The organism is Sulfurimonas sp. (genome assembly GCF_023229025.1).
Classification (GTDB): Bacteria; Campylobacterota; Campylobacteria; order Campylobacterales; family Sulfurimonadaceae; genus Sulfurimonas.
Genome location: NZ_JALOAA010000003.1, coordinates 43,932 through 60,710, shown reverse-complemented (window position 1 = coordinate 60,710; position 16,779 = coordinate 43,932). Strand labels below are relative to the sequence as shown.

Annotated in this window: 13 protein-coding genes; 9 read left to right on the top strand and 4 right to left on the bottom strand. The window is 36.4% G+C overall.

Going from position 1 to position 16,779, the window contains the following annotated elements:
* The first annotated feature begins 14 nt into the window (after positions 1-14).
* Together M0Q20_RS01555 and M0Q20_RS01550 are read left to right on the top strand one after the other, a co-directional pair.
* Entirely contained in the window at positions 15-725 is a 711-nt protein-coding gene (locus M0Q20_RS01555) for an MOSC domain-containing protein (RefSeq protein ID WP_295058130.1), read from the top strand.
* A gap of 80 nt (positions 726-805) precedes the next feature.
* Positions 806-1,360, top strand: coding sequence for an HPP family protein (locus M0Q20_RS01550; RefSeq protein ID WP_295058127.1), 555 nt, complete (start codon positions 806-808; stop codon positions 1,358-1,360).
* Here M0Q20_RS01550 and M0Q20_RS01545 read toward each other — a convergent pair.
* Together M0Q20_RS01545 and M0Q20_RS01540 are read right to left on the bottom strand one after the other, a co-directional pair.
* Positions 1,329-2,258: a protoglobin domain-containing protein gene (locus M0Q20_RS01545; protein WP_295058125.1), complete on the bottom strand. Its 930-nt coding sequence runs from the start codon at positions 2,256-2,258 to the stop codon at positions 1,329-1,331. The genes M0Q20_RS01550 and M0Q20_RS01545 overlap by 32 nt on opposite strands.
* Before the next feature lie 59 nt (positions 2,259-2,317).
* Complete coding sequence (locus M0Q20_RS01540) at positions 2,318-2,995, bottom strand: superoxide dismutase (protein ID WP_295058122.1); 678 nt, start codon at positions 2,993-2,995, stop codon at positions 2,318-2,320.
* Between the two features lie 193 nt (positions 2,996-3,188).
* Here M0Q20_RS01540 and hisS point away from each other — a divergent pair, with 193 nt between their 5' ends.
* The 7 genes from hisS to M0Q20_RS01505 all read left to right on the top strand — a co-directional run bounded on the left by hisS (position 3,189) and on the right by M0Q20_RS01505 (position 12,386).
* Positions 3,189-4,400 carry a histidine--tRNA ligase gene (gene hisS / locus M0Q20_RS01535; protein ID WP_295058119.1) on the top strand — a complete coding sequence of 404 codons (1,212 nt, stop codon included), beginning with the start codon at positions 3,189-3,191 and terminating at the stop codon, positions 4,398-4,400.
* Positions 4,400-6,133: an FMN-binding glutamate synthase family protein gene (locus tag M0Q20_RS01530; protein WP_295058116.1), complete on the top strand. Its 1,734-nt coding sequence runs from the start codon at positions 4,400-4,402 to the stop codon at positions 6,131-6,133. The genes hisS and M0Q20_RS01530 overlap by 1 nt, the downstream gene beginning before the upstream one ends.
* Positions 6,134-6,135: 2 nt before the next feature.
* The gene (gene speA, locus M0Q20_RS01525) at positions 6,136-7,965 is read left to right on the top strand and encodes a biosynthetic arginine decarboxylase (RefSeq protein ID WP_295058113.1); all 1,830 of its coding nucleotides are present in this window, start codon (positions 6,136-6,138) and stop codon (positions 7,963-7,965) included.
* Between the two features lie 9 nt (positions 7,966-7,974).
* The gene (cysE, locus tag M0Q20_RS01520; RefSeq protein ID WP_295058110.1) at positions 7,975-8,676 is read left to right on the top strand and encodes a serine O-acetyltransferase; all 702 of its coding nucleotides are present in this window, start codon (positions 7,975-7,977) and stop codon (positions 8,674-8,676) included.
* Between the two features lie 76 nt (positions 8,677-8,752).
* Positions 8,753-9,922, top strand: coding sequence for a pyridoxal phosphate-dependent aminotransferase (locus M0Q20_RS01515; RefSeq protein ID WP_295058107.1), 1,170 nt, complete (start codon positions 8,753-8,755; stop codon positions 9,920-9,922).
* Between the two features lie 85 nt (positions 9,923-10,007).
* On the top strand, positions 10,008-11,507 hold the full coding sequence (locus M0Q20_RS01510) for a SulP family inorganic anion transporter (protein WP_295058104.1): 1,500 nt from the start codon (positions 10,008-10,010) through the stop codon (positions 11,505-11,507).
* Between the two features lie 3 nt (positions 11,508-11,510).
* The gene (locus M0Q20_RS01505) at positions 11,511-12,386 is read left to right on the top strand and encodes a universal stress protein (protein WP_295058101.1); all 876 of its coding nucleotides are present in this window, start codon (positions 11,511-11,513) and stop codon (positions 12,384-12,386) included.
* A 20-nt stretch (positions 12,387-12,406) separates the two neighbouring features.
* Here M0Q20_RS01505 and M0Q20_RS01500 read toward each other — a convergent pair whose 3' ends face one another.
* On the bottom strand, positions 12,407-15,058 hold the full coding sequence (locus M0Q20_RS01500) for a translocation/assembly module TamB domain-containing protein (protein ID WP_295058098.1): 2,652 nt from the start codon (positions 15,056-15,058) through the stop codon (positions 12,407-12,409).
* Complete coding sequence (locus M0Q20_RS01495; RefSeq protein ID WP_295058096.1) at positions 15,055-16,761, bottom strand: BamA/TamA family outer membrane protein; 1,707 nt, start codon at positions 16,759-16,761, stop codon at positions 15,055-15,057. Before M0Q20_RS01495 ends, M0Q20_RS01500 begins: the two co-directional genes overlap by 4 nt.
* Between the last annotated feature and the right edge of the window lie 18 nt (positions 16,762-16,779).

The following is a 16,779-nucleotide window of genomic DNA, read 5'->3' as shown; positions in this document are numbered from 1 at the left end:
AAAAGGGGTTAAAAATGAGTGAAAAATTAACAAATGTCTTACATCTAAAAGTCGGAAAAATTACCAAAAACAAGAAGCTCACAAGCGATAAAGAGTTTGATTCAGGCATAAAAAAATATCCTATAGAGGGTGCGTTTATGACAAAAACAGGCTTTATGGGGGATGAAGTAGCAGATCTTATTCATCACGGCGGCGAGACGAAAGCGGTGCTTTTTTTCTCTACAAAAACATATGAAAAGCTAAATAAGCTAAGCGGTAACAATTTTGTATACGATGAGATTGCTCACTATGGAGAGAATCTTTTAGTCGATAAAATAGACGAAGCAGATATCTGCGTCGGTGATATTCTTAAAGTCGGAGAAGCCACTTTTGAGGTATCGCAACCAAGACAACCATGTTGGAAACTCTCGGCAAATACTGCCACAAAACCTATGACGAGCATCATCTATAACAACGGTTTGACAGGATGGTATGCAAGAGTAGTGGATGAGGGAGAGGTAAAAAAAGGCGATGATGTCATACTTATAAAAAGAGTTTATCCACAACTTACTATTGAGGCACTAAATAGGGTAATCGTCGACCCCTTTAGTGACAAAGAAGTGACACTTCAAGCTATAGAATGTCCCGCTTTGGGAGAGCAGTTTAAAGACTCCCTAGAGGGAAGAGCAAAACTAAATGATCCTAAAAATGAGCCCTTTTGGTATCATAAAGAGCCTCAGGAGTAGTTTTAATTTTTGTTGACATACATCAATGCTCTTTATAAAAAAAGTGTTTATCATTCTCACAATTTATTTGGAGAGCATAAATGTCACTTAGAAGATACTTTGCAAAAATGAGAACAAAGGAGACACGTCCTACTAGGAAGTCTCTTAGTAAAATATTATGGTCGACTCTCGGTGCATTTGTGAGTATCTATTTTATGTCATTTTTTAGCCACATGTTCTCACCTCAAGACGGCTTCTTTTTACTTGGATCTTTTGGGGCTTCTGCCGTGCTAATATATGGAGCTCCGGAAGTCTCATTCTCTCAGCCGAGAAATCTGATTGGCGGACATATCTTATCCGCTACGGTATCAGTATTTTTAGTTAAAATGTTTGGACAATCATTGGAGTTTGGAACCTTGTGCGCACTTAGCGTCTCACTGTCAATTCTAGTTATGCATTTAACTATGACAATGCACCCTCCAGGCGGTGCAACAGCCCTTATCTTTGTTATAGGTAGCGAGCATATTCAATCACTAGGTTGGATGTATCCGATTACTCCAATAGCAACAGGAGCACTCTTAATGCTTCTAGTTGCACTTGTAATTAATAACTTATCGACAAATACTAAAAGGCACTATCCCCTTTATTGGTATTGACCCCGACTACCCTTTTTAAGCCAACTAACCAGTATGCAACTGCAAGTGCGACTATCACGCTTCCTATAATTAAAAGCTCATTCCCGCTCTCCGAGGAGAGTGAGTAGATAAGTACTTTACGTATAAGTGCTGCCATAGCAAGCATGATAAATGCCCCGATAGCAAAGCCTTTTCCTTGGAGATGATTTATCTCCTCATGTATAAGCTCTATCGCCGCCCAAAGCACAAGCAGACTTCCAAGAACCGTTAATATCCCCTTCTCTATCCCTATATCAGTAAAAAACAGTAGATATATATCATAACCAAAAAGTCCGATAGCAAAAAACGCTACTAACGCCAATGAACCTGCAAGAAAGAAGTTTACATAGGAGTTAAATTTTTTAAGTCCCGAGAGAACTATTTTTTCAAATTTTGACAGAGATAAAAATTTGCTAAGCTCTTCTTCTCTATATGAGCTCGTTAGCGTATCTAGATTTATATCGACAATCTTCTCAACAGCTTCTATCTCTCTCATGTTCTGTTTCTCATCTTGACAATTTTCATGAAGATTTTTTATTATAAATGTCCTAACAAAGGTAAAAGCAGAGTTTACGTAGTGGGTTGGAAGTCCTATCCTTACATGAACTTCACCTATTTTATATAGATATGTAAAGTACTGCAAGTCATATTTTCCACAAAAAAGATTGATAAACCACGCCTTTATCTTTAGTCGGTGATAATCAATAATCTTTTGGTTTTTAAGAAATTTAGCTGTTGAACCAAAGCCCCAGATATAGTCATAAAACTCCTCTATAAACCTGTTTGAGAGCTCCTCCATTCTTGGTTGAAGCTCCTTTAAGATAAGAGCCTCCTCTTTTGTAAAATTATAGTGTTCTTTTAAGCTTTGATGTTGCTGCATCTTGCAAAACCCCCTGTTTTTTTGTTAATAATTTCTTATTATATACAAAAAAACCGCCTTTAGCTAATTACTCTGTCTTGATTTTGAATATCGTCTAAAATTTCACAAAAAGGCTCATGTATATCGTTACAGACCTCTGTTCCTATGAAAATATGATTATCTGTTTTTTCAAATGCTTCTGTAGCAAACTCCCAGTTGATATGATTCCAAAACTCTTCTAAATATTTAGCTCTCAAATTTCTGTAGTCTATGTAGTAGGCATGCTCCCACACATCACATACAAACAGAGGTACAAGATGAGAAGCCAGAGGGTTTTTTGCATTTTCTGTCTGCTTAATCATAAGCTGTCCTTTAGGCTCTCTAACTAGCCATACCCAGCCTGAACCAAAAAGAGTTGTTCCCGCTTTTATAAACTCCTCCTTCAGGGCTTCTATAGAACCAAAATCATTGTTGATTTTGAGTAAAAACTTCCCAGTTGGAGCAGATTTTGAGCCACTTAGACTTTTCCAATAAAAATCATGATTAAAAACCTGTGCCGCATTATTAAAAATAACTCCATCAGAGTTTTTAATAATTGCAGAGAGAGACATTTTTTCAAACTCTGTTCCTTTTATCAACTCATTGAGTTTGTTTGCATATGCTATGTGGTGCTTACCGTAATGGTACTCTATAGTTTCTGCGGATATAAAAGGTTCAAGTGCGTTGTTTGCAAAAGGCAATTTTGGTAAATCAATCATGGTAGATCCTTTTTCTTTAAATTTATAACTATCTAATAAGTATAAGACTTTATTATTAATAAAAAGTTAAATATTTTTTTAGTATTGATTGATAAAACAGAAACTTAATCAATCAAAATATAAGTAAAAAATGGTATTCTTTCATTTAAATAAAATGACTTTACTTTAATTACATAAACGCTCAAGGAAATAGATGATTGCTTCACTCAGGGGAATGAATGATATTTTAAGCGAGGATTATGAGAGATTTACATATTTCATAACTACAGCTACCAATATAGCTCAGAGATATGGTTTTCACTTTATTGAAACTCCTCTATTAGAAGAGACTACTCTTTTTAAGCGCTCAGTAGGCGAATCAAGCGATATTGTCGGAAAAGAGATGTATCAGTTTATAGACAAAGGCGGCAATGATGTATGTCTTCGTCCTGAGGGAACGGCAGGAGTCGTTCGTGCATTTATACAAAAAAAACTAGATCGCGCCGGCGGAATACACCGCTTTTTTTATCATGGGGCTATGTTTAGATATGAAAGACCCCAAAAAGGAAGATTAAGACAATTTCATCAGTTTGGTGTTGAGAGTTTCGGGGAGAGTAGTGTTTACGAAGACGCTTCAATGATTATGATGGTTAGTGACATTTTAAAAACTCTCGGCATTGGATACAGACTTCAACTAAATTCGCTCGGCTGCAACGAATGTATGCCCCCTTACCGTACCAAACTAGTAAAGTTTGTAAAAGAGTGTCAAGATGGCATCTGTGAAGATTGTATTCGCAGAGTAGATACAAATCCCATAAGAGTGCTTGACTGCAAAAACGGCTCATGCCAAGAGCTATATGTAGGTGCTCCAAAGCTCCTAAATCATCTCTGCTTAACATGTAGTGATGATTTTAAGCTTCTAAAGAAGATTTTAGATGATAACTCAATAAAATACGAAATAGATACAAATCTTGTAAGAGGTTTAGACTACTACTCAAAAACAGCATTTGAGTTTGTAAGTGATGAGATAGGAAGTCAGAGCGCTATTGCAGGAGGTGGGAGATATGACAGACTTGTTGAGTTTTTAGACGGTCGACCTACCCCTGCTGTTGGTTTTGCAATGGGTATAGAGCGACTCATGGAGCTTATTAAAATGCCCCAAACAAAAAAAGATGGCTACTACATGGGTGCTATGGATGAAGAAGCGCTTGATTTCGTAGTTCAGATTGCACATAAAAAGCGACAAACAGATAAAGTTATAGTAGAGTATAAATCTAAAAATCTAAAAAATCATCTCAAAGCCGCTGACAAAGCAAATGTAAAATATTGCGCTGTTATAGGCTCTAATGAGATGAGAGATAAAAATATTTGGATAAAAAACCTAGAAGATAAATCTGAATACACAATACCAATGTCGGAGTTTTAATGGAATCTATTCACGCCATCTGGAATTTTTTTGTAAATTTCTTTGAATTTTTTACACTCGCTTTACTGCTTTTTTTAGTATTTCTATTTATCTATGACAAGTATGTCCAAAGAAGTCATTCGCTTTTGATAAACTACCCGATTATAGGAAGAATGCGTTACTTTTTTGAAGCCCTAAGAGAGCCTTTGCGTCAATACTTCGCAGATGAGTCCTTCTACGCTTCTAGAGATAAAATAGAGTGGGTATATAAAGCTGCTAAGGATGTTCCAAATTTTCAATCTTTTTCGGTATCTCAACCTTTTGAGGGTTCAAGATTCATTATAAAACACTCATCAAATGTTCTCAATGAAGATGAAGTCAGTGAAGATGTCAGTGTGATTTTTGGAAAAGATAGAGAGATTCCATTTGTTTCTCACTCCCCTGTAATACGCTCTGCTATGAGTGATGGAGCGCTTAGTCCGGAAGCTGTTAGAGCATTCTCTATAGCAGGAGCGGCAACAAATCTTACCATCAATACGGGAGAAGGCTCTCTTACATCAAATCATCTCTTTACCCACAAGCCGGATTTGAAAAATTGCCAATATCTTGAAATTGTAAAAAGTACTATGCTCTCAGAAATTGTCTTTAAGGTACTAAATAAGCTCTTTAACGCTGCACTTGCCCTAAAAGCGTACAGAACAATCTTACTAAATAAAAAGACTCAAAATACGTATATATATGATAAAGCATCTCATGTACTCTTTCGCGTAAACTGGTCTGCACCTATAGAGTCTTTTCCGCAGGAAGTTCCTAATGACATCCCAAATATGATTTTTCAAATGAGTTCTGCTCTTTATGGTGTTCGTGATAAAGATGGAAAATTTGATGAACTTAGGTATCAAAAAGCTATGAAGTTTTGTCGCATGACGGAGATAAAAATTGCTCAAGGTGCAAAGCAGACCGGAGGAAAACTAGCAGGCTCAAAAGTATCGGCTGATATTGCCTACTATAGAGGAGTTCCTGAAGGCAAGGACCTCTTCTCTCCAAACCGCTTCCCCTATGCGGATACAACCGCTAATCTTTTAGACTTTGTCGAAAAACTACAAAATCTCTCTAAAAAACCGGTAGGTTTTAAAATTGTAATTTCAGATGCAGATTCGGTAGAAGAGATGGTAAAAGAGATTGCAAAAAAAAGAGAGAGTGGAGGATCCATTCCTGATTTTATATCTTTAGATAGCGGTGAGGGAGGAAGCGCTACTGCTCCCCTTGAGCTCATGGAGTCTGTAGGTTTAAATACGAACAATGCGCTTTATGTTCTTGATACCATCCTCACTAAGTATGATCTTCGCAAAGATATTAAGATAATCGCAAGTGGGAAGATTTTAACTCCTGATGACATAATAATAACTATGGCAATGGGTGCAGATGCGGTAGGAATAGGCAGAGGGTTTATGATGAGTGGCGGTTGTATTCGTGCTAGAATGTGCTCTGGTTTTGGCTCACATATCTGTCCTGTTGGCATGGCGACTCAAGATCCAAAAAGAAGAGCCTCTTATCTAGTTGTCAAAAAAGGTGCAGAGATAGGTCACTATCATAAAAATCTTGTAAAGAGTATGAAGGTTATTCTTAGTGTAATGGGTATTAAACATATTTCAGAGCTTAAGAAAAAACATCTTACTTTTAAAAATAGAAGCGGCGAAGTATATTTTGATATAGATAGATACTTTCGTCAAAAACTACATATAGGTGAATAATTTTGAAAAGTTTTGGTCTTAACATCTGGTCTAATGGCAATTTTATTATTGAAGATGGTCAAATAAAATTAAACTACAAGTGCATGCCCTCTCTCCTTCAGATAGTTGAAGAGATTCGTTCAAATGATGTAAGAGGACCTATTTTGCTTAGGTTTCCTCATTTAATTAAGAGTCAGATTAGGACTCTTTACTCCTATTTTGACAAAGCTATAGAACAAAACAACTATAAAGGAGGTTTCAATGCTGTTTTCCCGCTAAAGGTAAATCAGTTTCCTCATGCGGTTGATGCGATAACCTCTCAAGGGGCACAGTACAACTACGGCTTAGAAGCCGGTTCAAAAGCCGAACTAGTTTTAGCGATGAGTAAAACTCCAAGTGGTGCAAACATAACTGTAAATGGTTTTAAAGATAAAGAGATGATTACGCTTGGCTTTATAGCTGCACAAAGCGGTCATAACATTACTATTACCATAGAAGGGCTTGGAGAGCTTGAGACAATTATAGAGGTAGCAAAAGAGTGCAACCTTAAAGTTCCAAATATTGGAATTAGAGTAAGACTTCATAGCACAGGAAGCGGTATCTGGGCAAAAAGCGGTGGAATGGATGCAAAATTTGGTCTTACTTCTACTGAAATTATAGAGGCTATCTCACTTCTAAAAGATGCTAAACTCTTAGATAAGCTAAATATGGTTCATTTTCATATAGGCTCGCAGATGTCAGATATTGCACCGCTTAAAAAAGCGCTAAGAGAAGCCGGAAATATCTACGCAGAGCTAAAAAAAATGGGTGCAGAATCTCTTAAGAGTATTAACATAGGCGGCGGTTTGGCTGTCGAGTATGATCAGCATGTCATGTCAAGTGCTAGAAACTACTCAATAGATGAGTTTTCAAATAGTGTCGTTTTCTTACTAGGCGGGATTATGAATGCAAAAAATGTTGATCATCCTGATATTTTTACAGAATCAGGAAGATTTATAGTTGCTTCTCACGCTGTCTTAATTACACCTGTTTTAGAGCTATTTACTCAGGATTATCAAGAAAAACTACTTAATTTTAAAAAAGTCAATCCACCCCTGCTTGTTGAGTTAATAGAGCTAAATAATCTTTTAAACAACACTAACTGTATTGAGTATCTTCATGACGCTCTTGATCATATGGAGTCTCTTTTAACGCTTTTTGATTTAGGGTATATTGACCTTCAAGACCGCTCAAACGCTGAAATTTTGGTTCACAATATTATAAAAAAAGCTCTATATTTAAAGTCTGCAAACCCTACGGATGAGCTAGCACAGCTTCAGGTAAAGCTGCAAGAGAGATATCTTATAAACGCATCAATATTTCAAAGTTTGCCTGATTACTGGGGATTAGGACAGCATTTTCCGGTTATGCCTCTACACCATCTAAACACAACCCCGCTAAGAGCGGCTTCGTTATGGGATATCACATGTGATAGTGATGGAGAGATAGGTTTTAACCCCGATAAACCACTCTATCTTCATGATGTAAACCTTGATGAGGAGGAGTATTTTTTAGGCTTTTTCAATGTCGGTGCGTATCAAGAGACTCTTGGTATGCAGCATAATCTTTTTACACATCCAAGTGAATACACAATCACAATAGATGAGTACTCTTATAAGATTAAAAATGCTGTTGAATCTAAGAGCGTACTAAATATTTTAGACTCTATCGGATATGATTCAACTATGCTCTCAAATAAGCTAAGAAATGATCTCTTAAGCTCTGAATTTATTTCGGAGAAAGAAAAAAATGATACACTTGCAAAATTAGAACTATTTTTAAGTCAAAATGGTTACTTAAGAACTACAAACTAGGAGTAAAACTTGGGAATTTATGCTGATATCAAAGAGGACTTTTCCAATGTTTATAAAAATGATCCAGCCCTTAGTTCTAGACTTGATTTTCTATTTAATTATCCCGGTGTTTGGGCTATAGCTTGGTATAGAATAGCCCACAAACTCTACTGTTCAAACTTTAAAACCCTTGCAAGAGTTATCTTAGGGTTTAATCAAATTCTTACAAATATTGATATACATCCGGGTGCCGTCATAGGGAGAAGAGTCTTTATAGATCATGGCTTTGGAGTCGTTATAGGTCAAACATCAATAATAGAAGATGATGTTTTGATATATCAGGGAGTAACACTTGGCGGTGTTTCTCTTACTCAAGGCAAAAGACACCCGACTATAAAAAAGGGTGCCGTATTAGGTGCCGGAGCAAAAGTACTTGGAAATATTACAATTGGCGAGTACGCAAAAATAGGTGCTAACTCTGTTGTGGTAAAACCTGTGCCTAATAATGCAACTGCAATAGGTATTCCTGCTCATGTTATTGAAAAAGGCAGATGTAAAGATCCACTTATGCATAATCTTCTTCCGGACATTAACAAAGAGATGTTTGAATACCTACTCAAACGTGTTGCTGTTCTTGAGCATATACTGGTTGAAGACAACAAAGAACTACTTGAACAAGACTTAGAACTTGAAAATATTTATGAATCATTTATTAGAGCTATGAAAAGCTAAAACTTTTTCATAGATAGTTGTTCACTTATCTAATTATTTTAGTATAATTCGCTCAATATTTTTAAAAGGGTTAAATATGCTAACAGACCGTATTAATTCACTATCGGAATCAATCACTATTGCAATATCTACACTTGCGACAGAACTTAAAGCGCAAGGAAAAGATATCATCAGTTTTTCAGCAGGCGAGCCTGACTTTGATACTCCTCGCATAATTAAAGATGCGGCTATTGCGGCTATTAATGAAGGTTTTACAAAATATACGGCAGTTGACGGCATCCCTACACTCAAAGCTGCTATAGCAGAGAAGTTAAAAAGGGAGAACAATCTATCATACGCACCAAATCAGATAATTACAAACAATGGCGCTAAACACTCTTTGTTTAATCTCTTTGCCGCAACAATTCAAAAAGGCGATGAAGTCATCATTCCGGCTCCTTACTGGGTTACATACCCTGAACTTGTTATGTACTATGGCGGAACTGTTGTAGAGATACAAACACATGATGACAACGCATTTAAGATAACCCCACAGCAGTTAAAAGATGCTCTTACTCCAAAAACAAAAATGATAGTCTTAACTAGCCCATCAAATCCTACCGGTGCAGTCTATTCAAAAGCTGAACTTGAGGCTATAGGCAAAGTACTTGAGGGAACTGATGTAATTGTTGCAAGTGATGAGATGTATGAAAAGCTTATCTATGACGGGGAGTTTACCTCTGCTGCGGCGACTAGTGAAGATATGTATAAAAGAACAGTAACCATAAACGGTCTTAGCAAGTCAGTGGCGATGACAGGCTGGAGATTTGGTTACATGGCAGCTCACAACACAGAGCTTATTCAAGCAACAAAAAAACTTCAAAGCCAAAGCACTTCAAACATAAACTCTATAACGCAAAAAGCGGCAATAGCAGGACTAGATGGTTCGGCAGATGCAGATATAGAGATGATGAGAGTTGCATTTAAAGAGCGCCGTGATGAGGCTGTAAGGCTAATTAATGCAATTGAAGGGCTAAGTGTTTACAAGCCTGATGGCGCTTTTTACCTTTTTGTAAATATTAAAGAGCTTAGTAATGACTCTATGCAATTTTGCAAAGAGCTTTTAGAGAAAAAAGGGGTTGCCGTTGTTCCCGGTGTAGGATTTGGGAGTGAAGGCTATTTTAGATTTAGCTTCGCTACTAGCATAGAAAATATCCAAATAGGAATTAAGCGCATAGAAGAGTTTACAAAAGAGTTAAAATCATAATCTGCCTCTGCGAATCCACTCGCAGAGACAAAACCCCTCCTTACCTAACCATCAAAACAGAAGACGAAAAATAAAAAAGGGAAGTATGTTGTTACAAAAATATTTAAGAAAAGATGAGTGGTTTTCCAATATAAAAGGAGATACGCTAGCCGGATTGGTAGTTGCACTTGCTCTAATTCCTGAGGCTATAGCATTTTCTATTATTGCAGGAGTTGATCCAAAAGTAGGACTTTATGCATCTTTTTGTATAGCCGTTGTTATCTCTTTTGTAGGCGGTCGCCCCGGAATGATTAGTGCGGCAACAGGTGCTATGGCACTTTTGATGGTAACGCTTGTAAAGGAGTATGGTCTAGAGTATCTCTTAGCAGCAACTGTACTGACCGGAATTTTACAGATGATTGCAGGGTATTTTAAACTTGGAAGGCTCATGAGCTTTGTTCCCCGCGCAGTCGTTGTCGGTTTTGTTAACGCACTTGCCATACTTATCTTTATGGCACAGCTTCCTGAGCTTACAAATGTTACTTGGCATGTATATGCACTAACAGCCGCAGGTCTTGGCATTATATACCTTTTTCCTTACATACCCAAAATAGGAACTCTACTCCCCTCTCCGCTTGTAACTATCGTAGCAATAACAGTTGTTGTTGTTCTCTTTGGCATAGATATAAGAACTGTTGGCGATATGGGAGAGTTACCGGATACTCTGCCTATGTTTTTAATTCCTCAGATTCCGTTTAACTTTGAGACACTTATGATAATACTCCCCTACTCTGTCTCACTGGCAATAGTCGGTCTGCTTGAGTCTTTAATGACTGCTACAATCATAGATGACTTAACTGATACTAAGAGTGATAAAAACCAAGAGTGTAGCGGTCAAGGGATGGCAAATATTGCTTCAGGTTTTATGGGCGGTATGGCAGGTTGCGCCATGATTGGACAATCTGTTATAAATGTAAAATCAGGCGGACGGGCAAGATTATCAACATTTTTAGCAGGTGTTTTTCTCCTCATCATGGTTGTATTTTTAAGTGATTTAATCTCAATAATCCCTATGGCAGCTCTTGTTGCTGTTATGATAATGGTCTCTATCGGCACGTTTGATTGGGGAAGCGTTAAAAGGTTAAAAACACTTCCACTCTCCACAAATATAGTAATGCTCTCAACTGTCATAGTGGTAGTATGGACTCACAATCTAGCACTCGGCGTCTTTGTCGGTGTACTTTTGGCATCACTCTTTTTTGCGAACAAAATCAGCCACTTTATGTACAGCCAAACATCTTATGATGAGCAAACAGATACCAAAGAGTACAAAATAGTCGGGCAGGTATTCTTTAATAGTGCAGATAGATTTGTAGAATTTTTTGATTTTAAGGAAGTTGTAGAGAATGTTACTATAGACTTAACAAGGGCTAATTTTTGGGATATTTCTGCTGTTTATGCACTTGACAAAGTAGTTATAAAACTACGCCGTGAAGGTGCAAATGTTAATATAATTGGACAAAACAGTGCAACTAGCACAATAATAGACAGATTTGGCGTACATGACAAGCCCGAAGATATAGAAAAAGTAATGGGAGGACACTAAAATATGCAAGATATTAAAAGTGTAAAAAAAGCTGTTTTTGCTTGTGTTGATGGTTCAAAATACTCAGAGGCAGTATGTGATTATGCCCTACATGTAGCAAAAGAGCTTAATCTTACTCTGGTTTTACTAAACACGATTGAGCACTCAGGTATATCATCCATAACAAATCTATCGGGAAGTATCGCTCTAGGTGAGAGAGAGACTCTGCTTCAAGAACTCTCAGAGGAGGATGCCCTTAGAAATAAAGAGACAATAGCTCGCCAAAGAGAGTTATTAAAAGAGCTAAAAGCCAGAGTAAGCAATAGTGGATACACAAATGTAATCATCTCTCAAAGACATGGAACTCTTTATGAAAACCTAAAAGAGCTAGAGAATAAATTAAGAGTCGTTATTTTTGGTCTTTTTGGGATGGGACATATGGATGATAGTGCTGAGATAGGCTCACATGTAGAAGATATTATAAGAGATGTAGATGCTCCTATAATCCTTATAAACAAAGAGTACACTCCCATAAAAAACGTAATGATTGCTTTTAACGGTGAGAGCGGCTCTTCAAGAGCTCTTGAAGAAGTAGCCTCTTCTCCTATGCTAGGTCGCGAAGTAAAGAGATATGTTGTAAATGTAAACAATAATAAAAGCAAATCTGATGAGTTAATAAAACATGCAAAAGAGATTATAAAAGATGATTCTCTAAACTGCGAATTTATTCAAAAATCAGGCGAAGCACTTGAGAGTATTTTAGATTGTATAGATAAAAAGAGTATAGACATGTTGGCAATTGGTTCATACTCTCATGGCAAATTAAAGTCTGCTATATTTGGAAGTTTTACGACTAAACTAATTCAAAATGTAAAAATTCCTCTTATTATATTGAAATAAAGAGTATGCGGCCCTAGCCGTTACTCCCCAAGTTTAAAATCCTTTATATAAAAAATTCCGACTCCGCTTCCTGTTGCTTTTACATCCACATCCACCCTAACAGATCTCTTTATGCTGTACTGCATGGTTATACTTGAGATATCATCATTTTTATACACAAGACGGACATTTTTACTAAAACGTTTTCCTATCTCATACCCAAGCGTGCCATCTTCGTTTGTCAAAATATTAAGAGTATCGATTTTTATAATTGCAGATTTGTTAAAAAGCTCTTTAAGCCCTGCGCCCAAAGCTAAACTACTTAGTCCTGATTTAGATTGTTCGCCTGATGTGTCAAAAGCCGATGAAGCGCTGATGCCAAAGAGTATATATGATATGATATCATCCTGACTCATTCGCGGAGTAGAAGAGAGAATTATTGCCGGTGTGTTAACTCTGTTTGTAATATATATCTCTATGTCGATATTATCATCTGTATAGTAGTGAAGATTTAGGTTAAGGTGCGGGTTTTTATACTTATTGTCATAAAAACATATCTCACTCTCATCAAACTCAAACTCTCTCTCGCTTATAGTTACACTACCGCTATGAATACTTACTACGCCAAGAAGCTCCATGGAAGCATTAAGCTCTTTATAAATTGCTAAATTAGGAGTTACTAAAAGCTCTACATCTTTTATTTTATACATAATAGGCGCTAAAGAGGTTATTCGAATATTTAGTTCTGTATTTTTAATCTCTTTATAATCATCTTTCATATCCTGAATAATTATAATATCCTCATCTCCTATCGAATACTCTTTCTTTGGAGCATATGTCACGATTGATTCTAAGAGCGTTATATCGCCATCAACTCTCTTTATGCCGTTACTCTCCATAACGGCATGGAGGTCTATTTTTAAAGTCAGATTTGCATCGCTGGAGTTATAACTAAATTTATCGCTTTTTATATTTATATCTGCACTCATTTGGGACGGCTTTATAACTCCCTTTACTAGAAGATTATCAAATACCCAAAACTCCCTAAGCTCAATATCACTGTTTTTGTCTATAAATATCTTTGAACTTCTCTGGGAGTAAACTCTATGCTCCTTAATGTCAAACTCATATCTTTTTAGCTCAAGCTCTCTATCTGCATAAAAGAGTTCAAAAAAAGCATCCTTGCCCACATATACGCTCTTAGAGTCTAGTTCTAATCTGTACCAAGGGATATCAATTCTAGCACCAAGCTCAAGCCTTTCTTTGTAATTTAGCTCTGCTTTTATATTTGCGCCCGCATCAAAAACTATTTTTTCCTCACTTTTGTTCAATCCAAATTCAGATAAAAGACTCTTTAGCGACTCTATATTTGAGTCAATCGTAAAATGTCTCTTCTGCAAGTCACCTTTGATATCAAACTTGCTTGAACCTACTTTTAGCGTACCAAACATGCCGTTTTTATCTTCTGTGAGAGTTAAAGAAAATAAGCCTGAACCTAAACCTGCTTTTATGCCATCTCTATTTTTTAAAATAGATAACTCAAGCTCAGAAAACTTCTCTATGTTATACTCTCTTAAATAGGGTGCATCCCTCTTGAGATAGAGTTTGCCCTTTAGGGCTGAGGAGTTCTCATCTATCTTAACTTCTGCATCAAGATTTGCGTAAGTGCTATTAGCTTTTAGTAAAAAATTTTGATAGTCACTCGTCTGCGCGCTTAAATTTATATCTTTGGCTCTGAAGTCAAATTTAGCTATATTACCATCGCTTCTCATATCTAAAATAAAATTCTCAAAAGGTAACCCAAGACTATTTTTTGAGAGTTTTGCTTCTAATTTTGACTCTATTTTGCCATCAAGACTTACTAAACTCTTCTGCTTAACTAAAACCTCACTACCTTCATAAGCAAGAGTGTAGTTTGAGAGAAGAGTAAAAAAATCCTCATCAAAGTTATAAATCATATCTAGGTCTATATCTCTAAGAGTAACTCCCTCTACATCTTTAAAAACCACGCTTTTGAGTGATGTTTTGAGCTTTGCGTCCTTGTTAGATAAATCAACATCAACTTCAAGCTCCCTTGGCGTATATACCAAAAAGTCCAGATACTTACTCCTTACTTTCTCACTGAGTAAAATATATACTTTGCCTATGGCTCTATTGGCTTTTACTCTACCCTCAAAAGAGATATCAAAATATTGTGTTTGAATCTGCATCTTTAAATCTTGGATATCCACTGTATCTCTAATGCTTAGATTTGAAGCTATAATGTCTAAAGAGTAGATTTCATCCTTGAACTTAATATCTACCCCGCTTAAGTTAATTTTTGAGATATTAAGAGCAAACTCTGAGGATGAGGTCTCTTCAAAAAGTTCTGTAACCTTTTGGGCATCTACATGGACTCCTTTGGCATCTATTGATTTTAATCTTGGGGTAGGATTTGCGAGCATTAAAAGATTGTACTTTATACTCAACTCATCTGCATGAAGCGTGCTATCCTTATAGTCTACCTCCTTTAATGCTACCCCCTCAAAAAGTGTTCCCTCTGCCTGCTCATACTCAATCTCATACTCTTTTAAGTAGTTTTGTGCAAGAAAAACTACTGTCTCTTTTTCAAATATTGCAAAAAAAAGAGCAATACTCAAAAGAGAGATAAGTAGAACAAGGAGATGCAATATATTGTAGATTTTTTTTATCAAAATAGCTCTCCTATATGAAAATGAATTGCGTACTGTTTTGTAGGGTCTTGTGTATCAAAACCAATATCAATAGCAATCGGTCCTATAGGTGTTTTATAACGAAGGCCTACTCCTAGAGTGTAGTATCCATTGTCGCTAATAGGCATACTCTCATTGCCAAGATATGTATTGTCGCTAAAGATAACTCCTCTTAAGTTACCGTAAATATTAAATCTAATCTCGGCAGTCGCCTCTAAAATAGAGTCAGAGCCCATCAAATCATTTTTATTATCAGTCGGACCAAGCTTTCTGTACCCATATGCACGATTACTGTGCATTCCTCCGGCAAAAAAACGATATGATGGAGGGATAAACCCATCTTGCACATTTAGCGTTCCAAATCTTCCTCTAAGTGCTACTATATAATCCTCTACCGTGGTAACATATCCACCGTTAACTCTAAATTTATAGTAGGTTGCATCTGAAATGTCGCTCTTTAGAGAACCCATGATATGAGAATTTATAAAGTAACCTCTTGTGGGATCTAAAACATTGTCTCTAGTATCATAGCTCCAATCAAGCTTAGGAGAGATTAGAAAAAGCGAATACTCCGGAATAAGCAGAGCATCATCGCTCTCATAAGTTTTAGAGTTATCAAAAATTAGACTCTGAGCAAATGTGTGTGGAACTCTTTTTTGCGAAAAATATAACTCAGAAAAAACCCTACTCTCCTTAAATGTAACAAAATCCTCATTCTCATAACCTACCTCTATACCTACTGTGTTTTTCTCTAAGAGAGGCATGTCAAAGTTGGTTTTAAGTGTCTGCTTTATTTGAGTTACTCTCGTCTCAATGCCAATTGTCTTTAGGTTATCTAAAAAATTTCTATGCTTTAGTCCAAGCATAAACATAGCACCCTCATCACTACTAACACCGACTCCTGCTTTAAAGCGCATTGGTTTCTCATTTTCACTAACACTCAAAACAATATCTACCTTATTGCCTTCTCTTACATTTGTCTCTATTACAACCTTTGATATCGCCTCATAGCCATATAAATTTCTATAGCTCTCATCAATTTTTTTTGAGGAAAAAAGTGCGCCTTCCTCCATACATATAAGAGATTTTATGATATCGCTATCTATACTTTTTGCAGGTTTTATTTCAATATTTCCAAAGTAGCACTTCTCATTTTGCAAAACCTCATATGTTAAATAGGCACTATTTTGCTCTATATCTATCCAAGCCTTTGCGTTTAGCTTTGCATTACAAAAACTGCTGTTTGCATAGAGAATTTTTATATCTTTTTTGCTCTGTATAAATTTATCTGCATCAAAAATATCACCCTCTTTAAAAGGTATTTTTTTACTTACGTCTATCCCCGCTATGTAAGTTACGCTCTTTACAATTATTGGCTCATCTTCGTTAATCTGAAGTGTTACAGATTTCTCATCGCTAATGTATGATATGTCGGCATGATGAAAGCCTTTTGATTTGTAGTAGTTCTCTAGGGCATGAAGTGTTAGCTCTATGTTTTCTAGCTCAATTGCAGGCCCATTAGCATAAAATTCAAAAGGGTAAGGCTTATATAGCTCTAATGCATCATAAAGCTCTCTTGAGGAAATCTTTTTGTTGCCGCTGAAAAAAAGTAAATGGGTGTTTGAAAAAAGAAGTGTAGAGTGAAGTGTAGATAGTAGAAAAAAGGTAAAAAGGTTCTTTTTCAACTACACTCCAACAAGCTA

Bases quoted from the DNA above. Each gene is read 5' to 3' on its own strand.
- M0Q20_RS01555 (WP_295058130.1), top strand. From the start codon at position 15: ATGAGTGAAAAATTAACAAATGTCTTACATCTAAAAGTCGGAAAAATT.
- M0Q20_RS01550 (WP_295058127.1), top strand. From the start codon at position 806: ATGTCACTTAGAAGATACTTTGCAAAAATGAGAACAAAGGAGACACGT.
- M0Q20_RS01545 (WP_295058125.1), bottom strand. From the start codon at position 2,258: ATGCAGCAACATCAAAGCTTAAAAGAACACTATAATTTTACAAAAGAG.
- M0Q20_RS01540 (WP_295058122.1), bottom strand. From the start codon at position 2,995: ATGATTGATTTACCAAAATTGCCTTTTGCAAACAACGCACTTGAACCT.
- hisS (WP_295058119.1), top strand. From the start codon at position 3,189: ATGATTGCTTCACTCAGGGGAATGAATGATATTTTAAGCGAGGATTAT.
- M0Q20_RS01530 (WP_295058116.1), top strand. From the start codon at position 4,400: ATGGAATCTATTCACGCCATCTGGAATTTTTTTGTAAATTTCTTTGAA.
- M0Q20_RS01515 (WP_295058107.1), top strand. From the start codon at position 8,753: ATGCTAACAGACCGTATTAATTCACTATCGGAATCAATCACTATTGCA.
- M0Q20_RS01510 (WP_295058104.1), top strand. From the start codon at position 10,008: ATGTTGTTACAAAAATATTTAAGAAAAGATGAGTGGTTTTCCAATATA.
- M0Q20_RS01505 (WP_295058101.1), top strand. From the start codon at position 11,511: ATGCAAGATATTAAAAGTGTAAAAAAAGCTGTTTTTGCTTGTGTTGAT.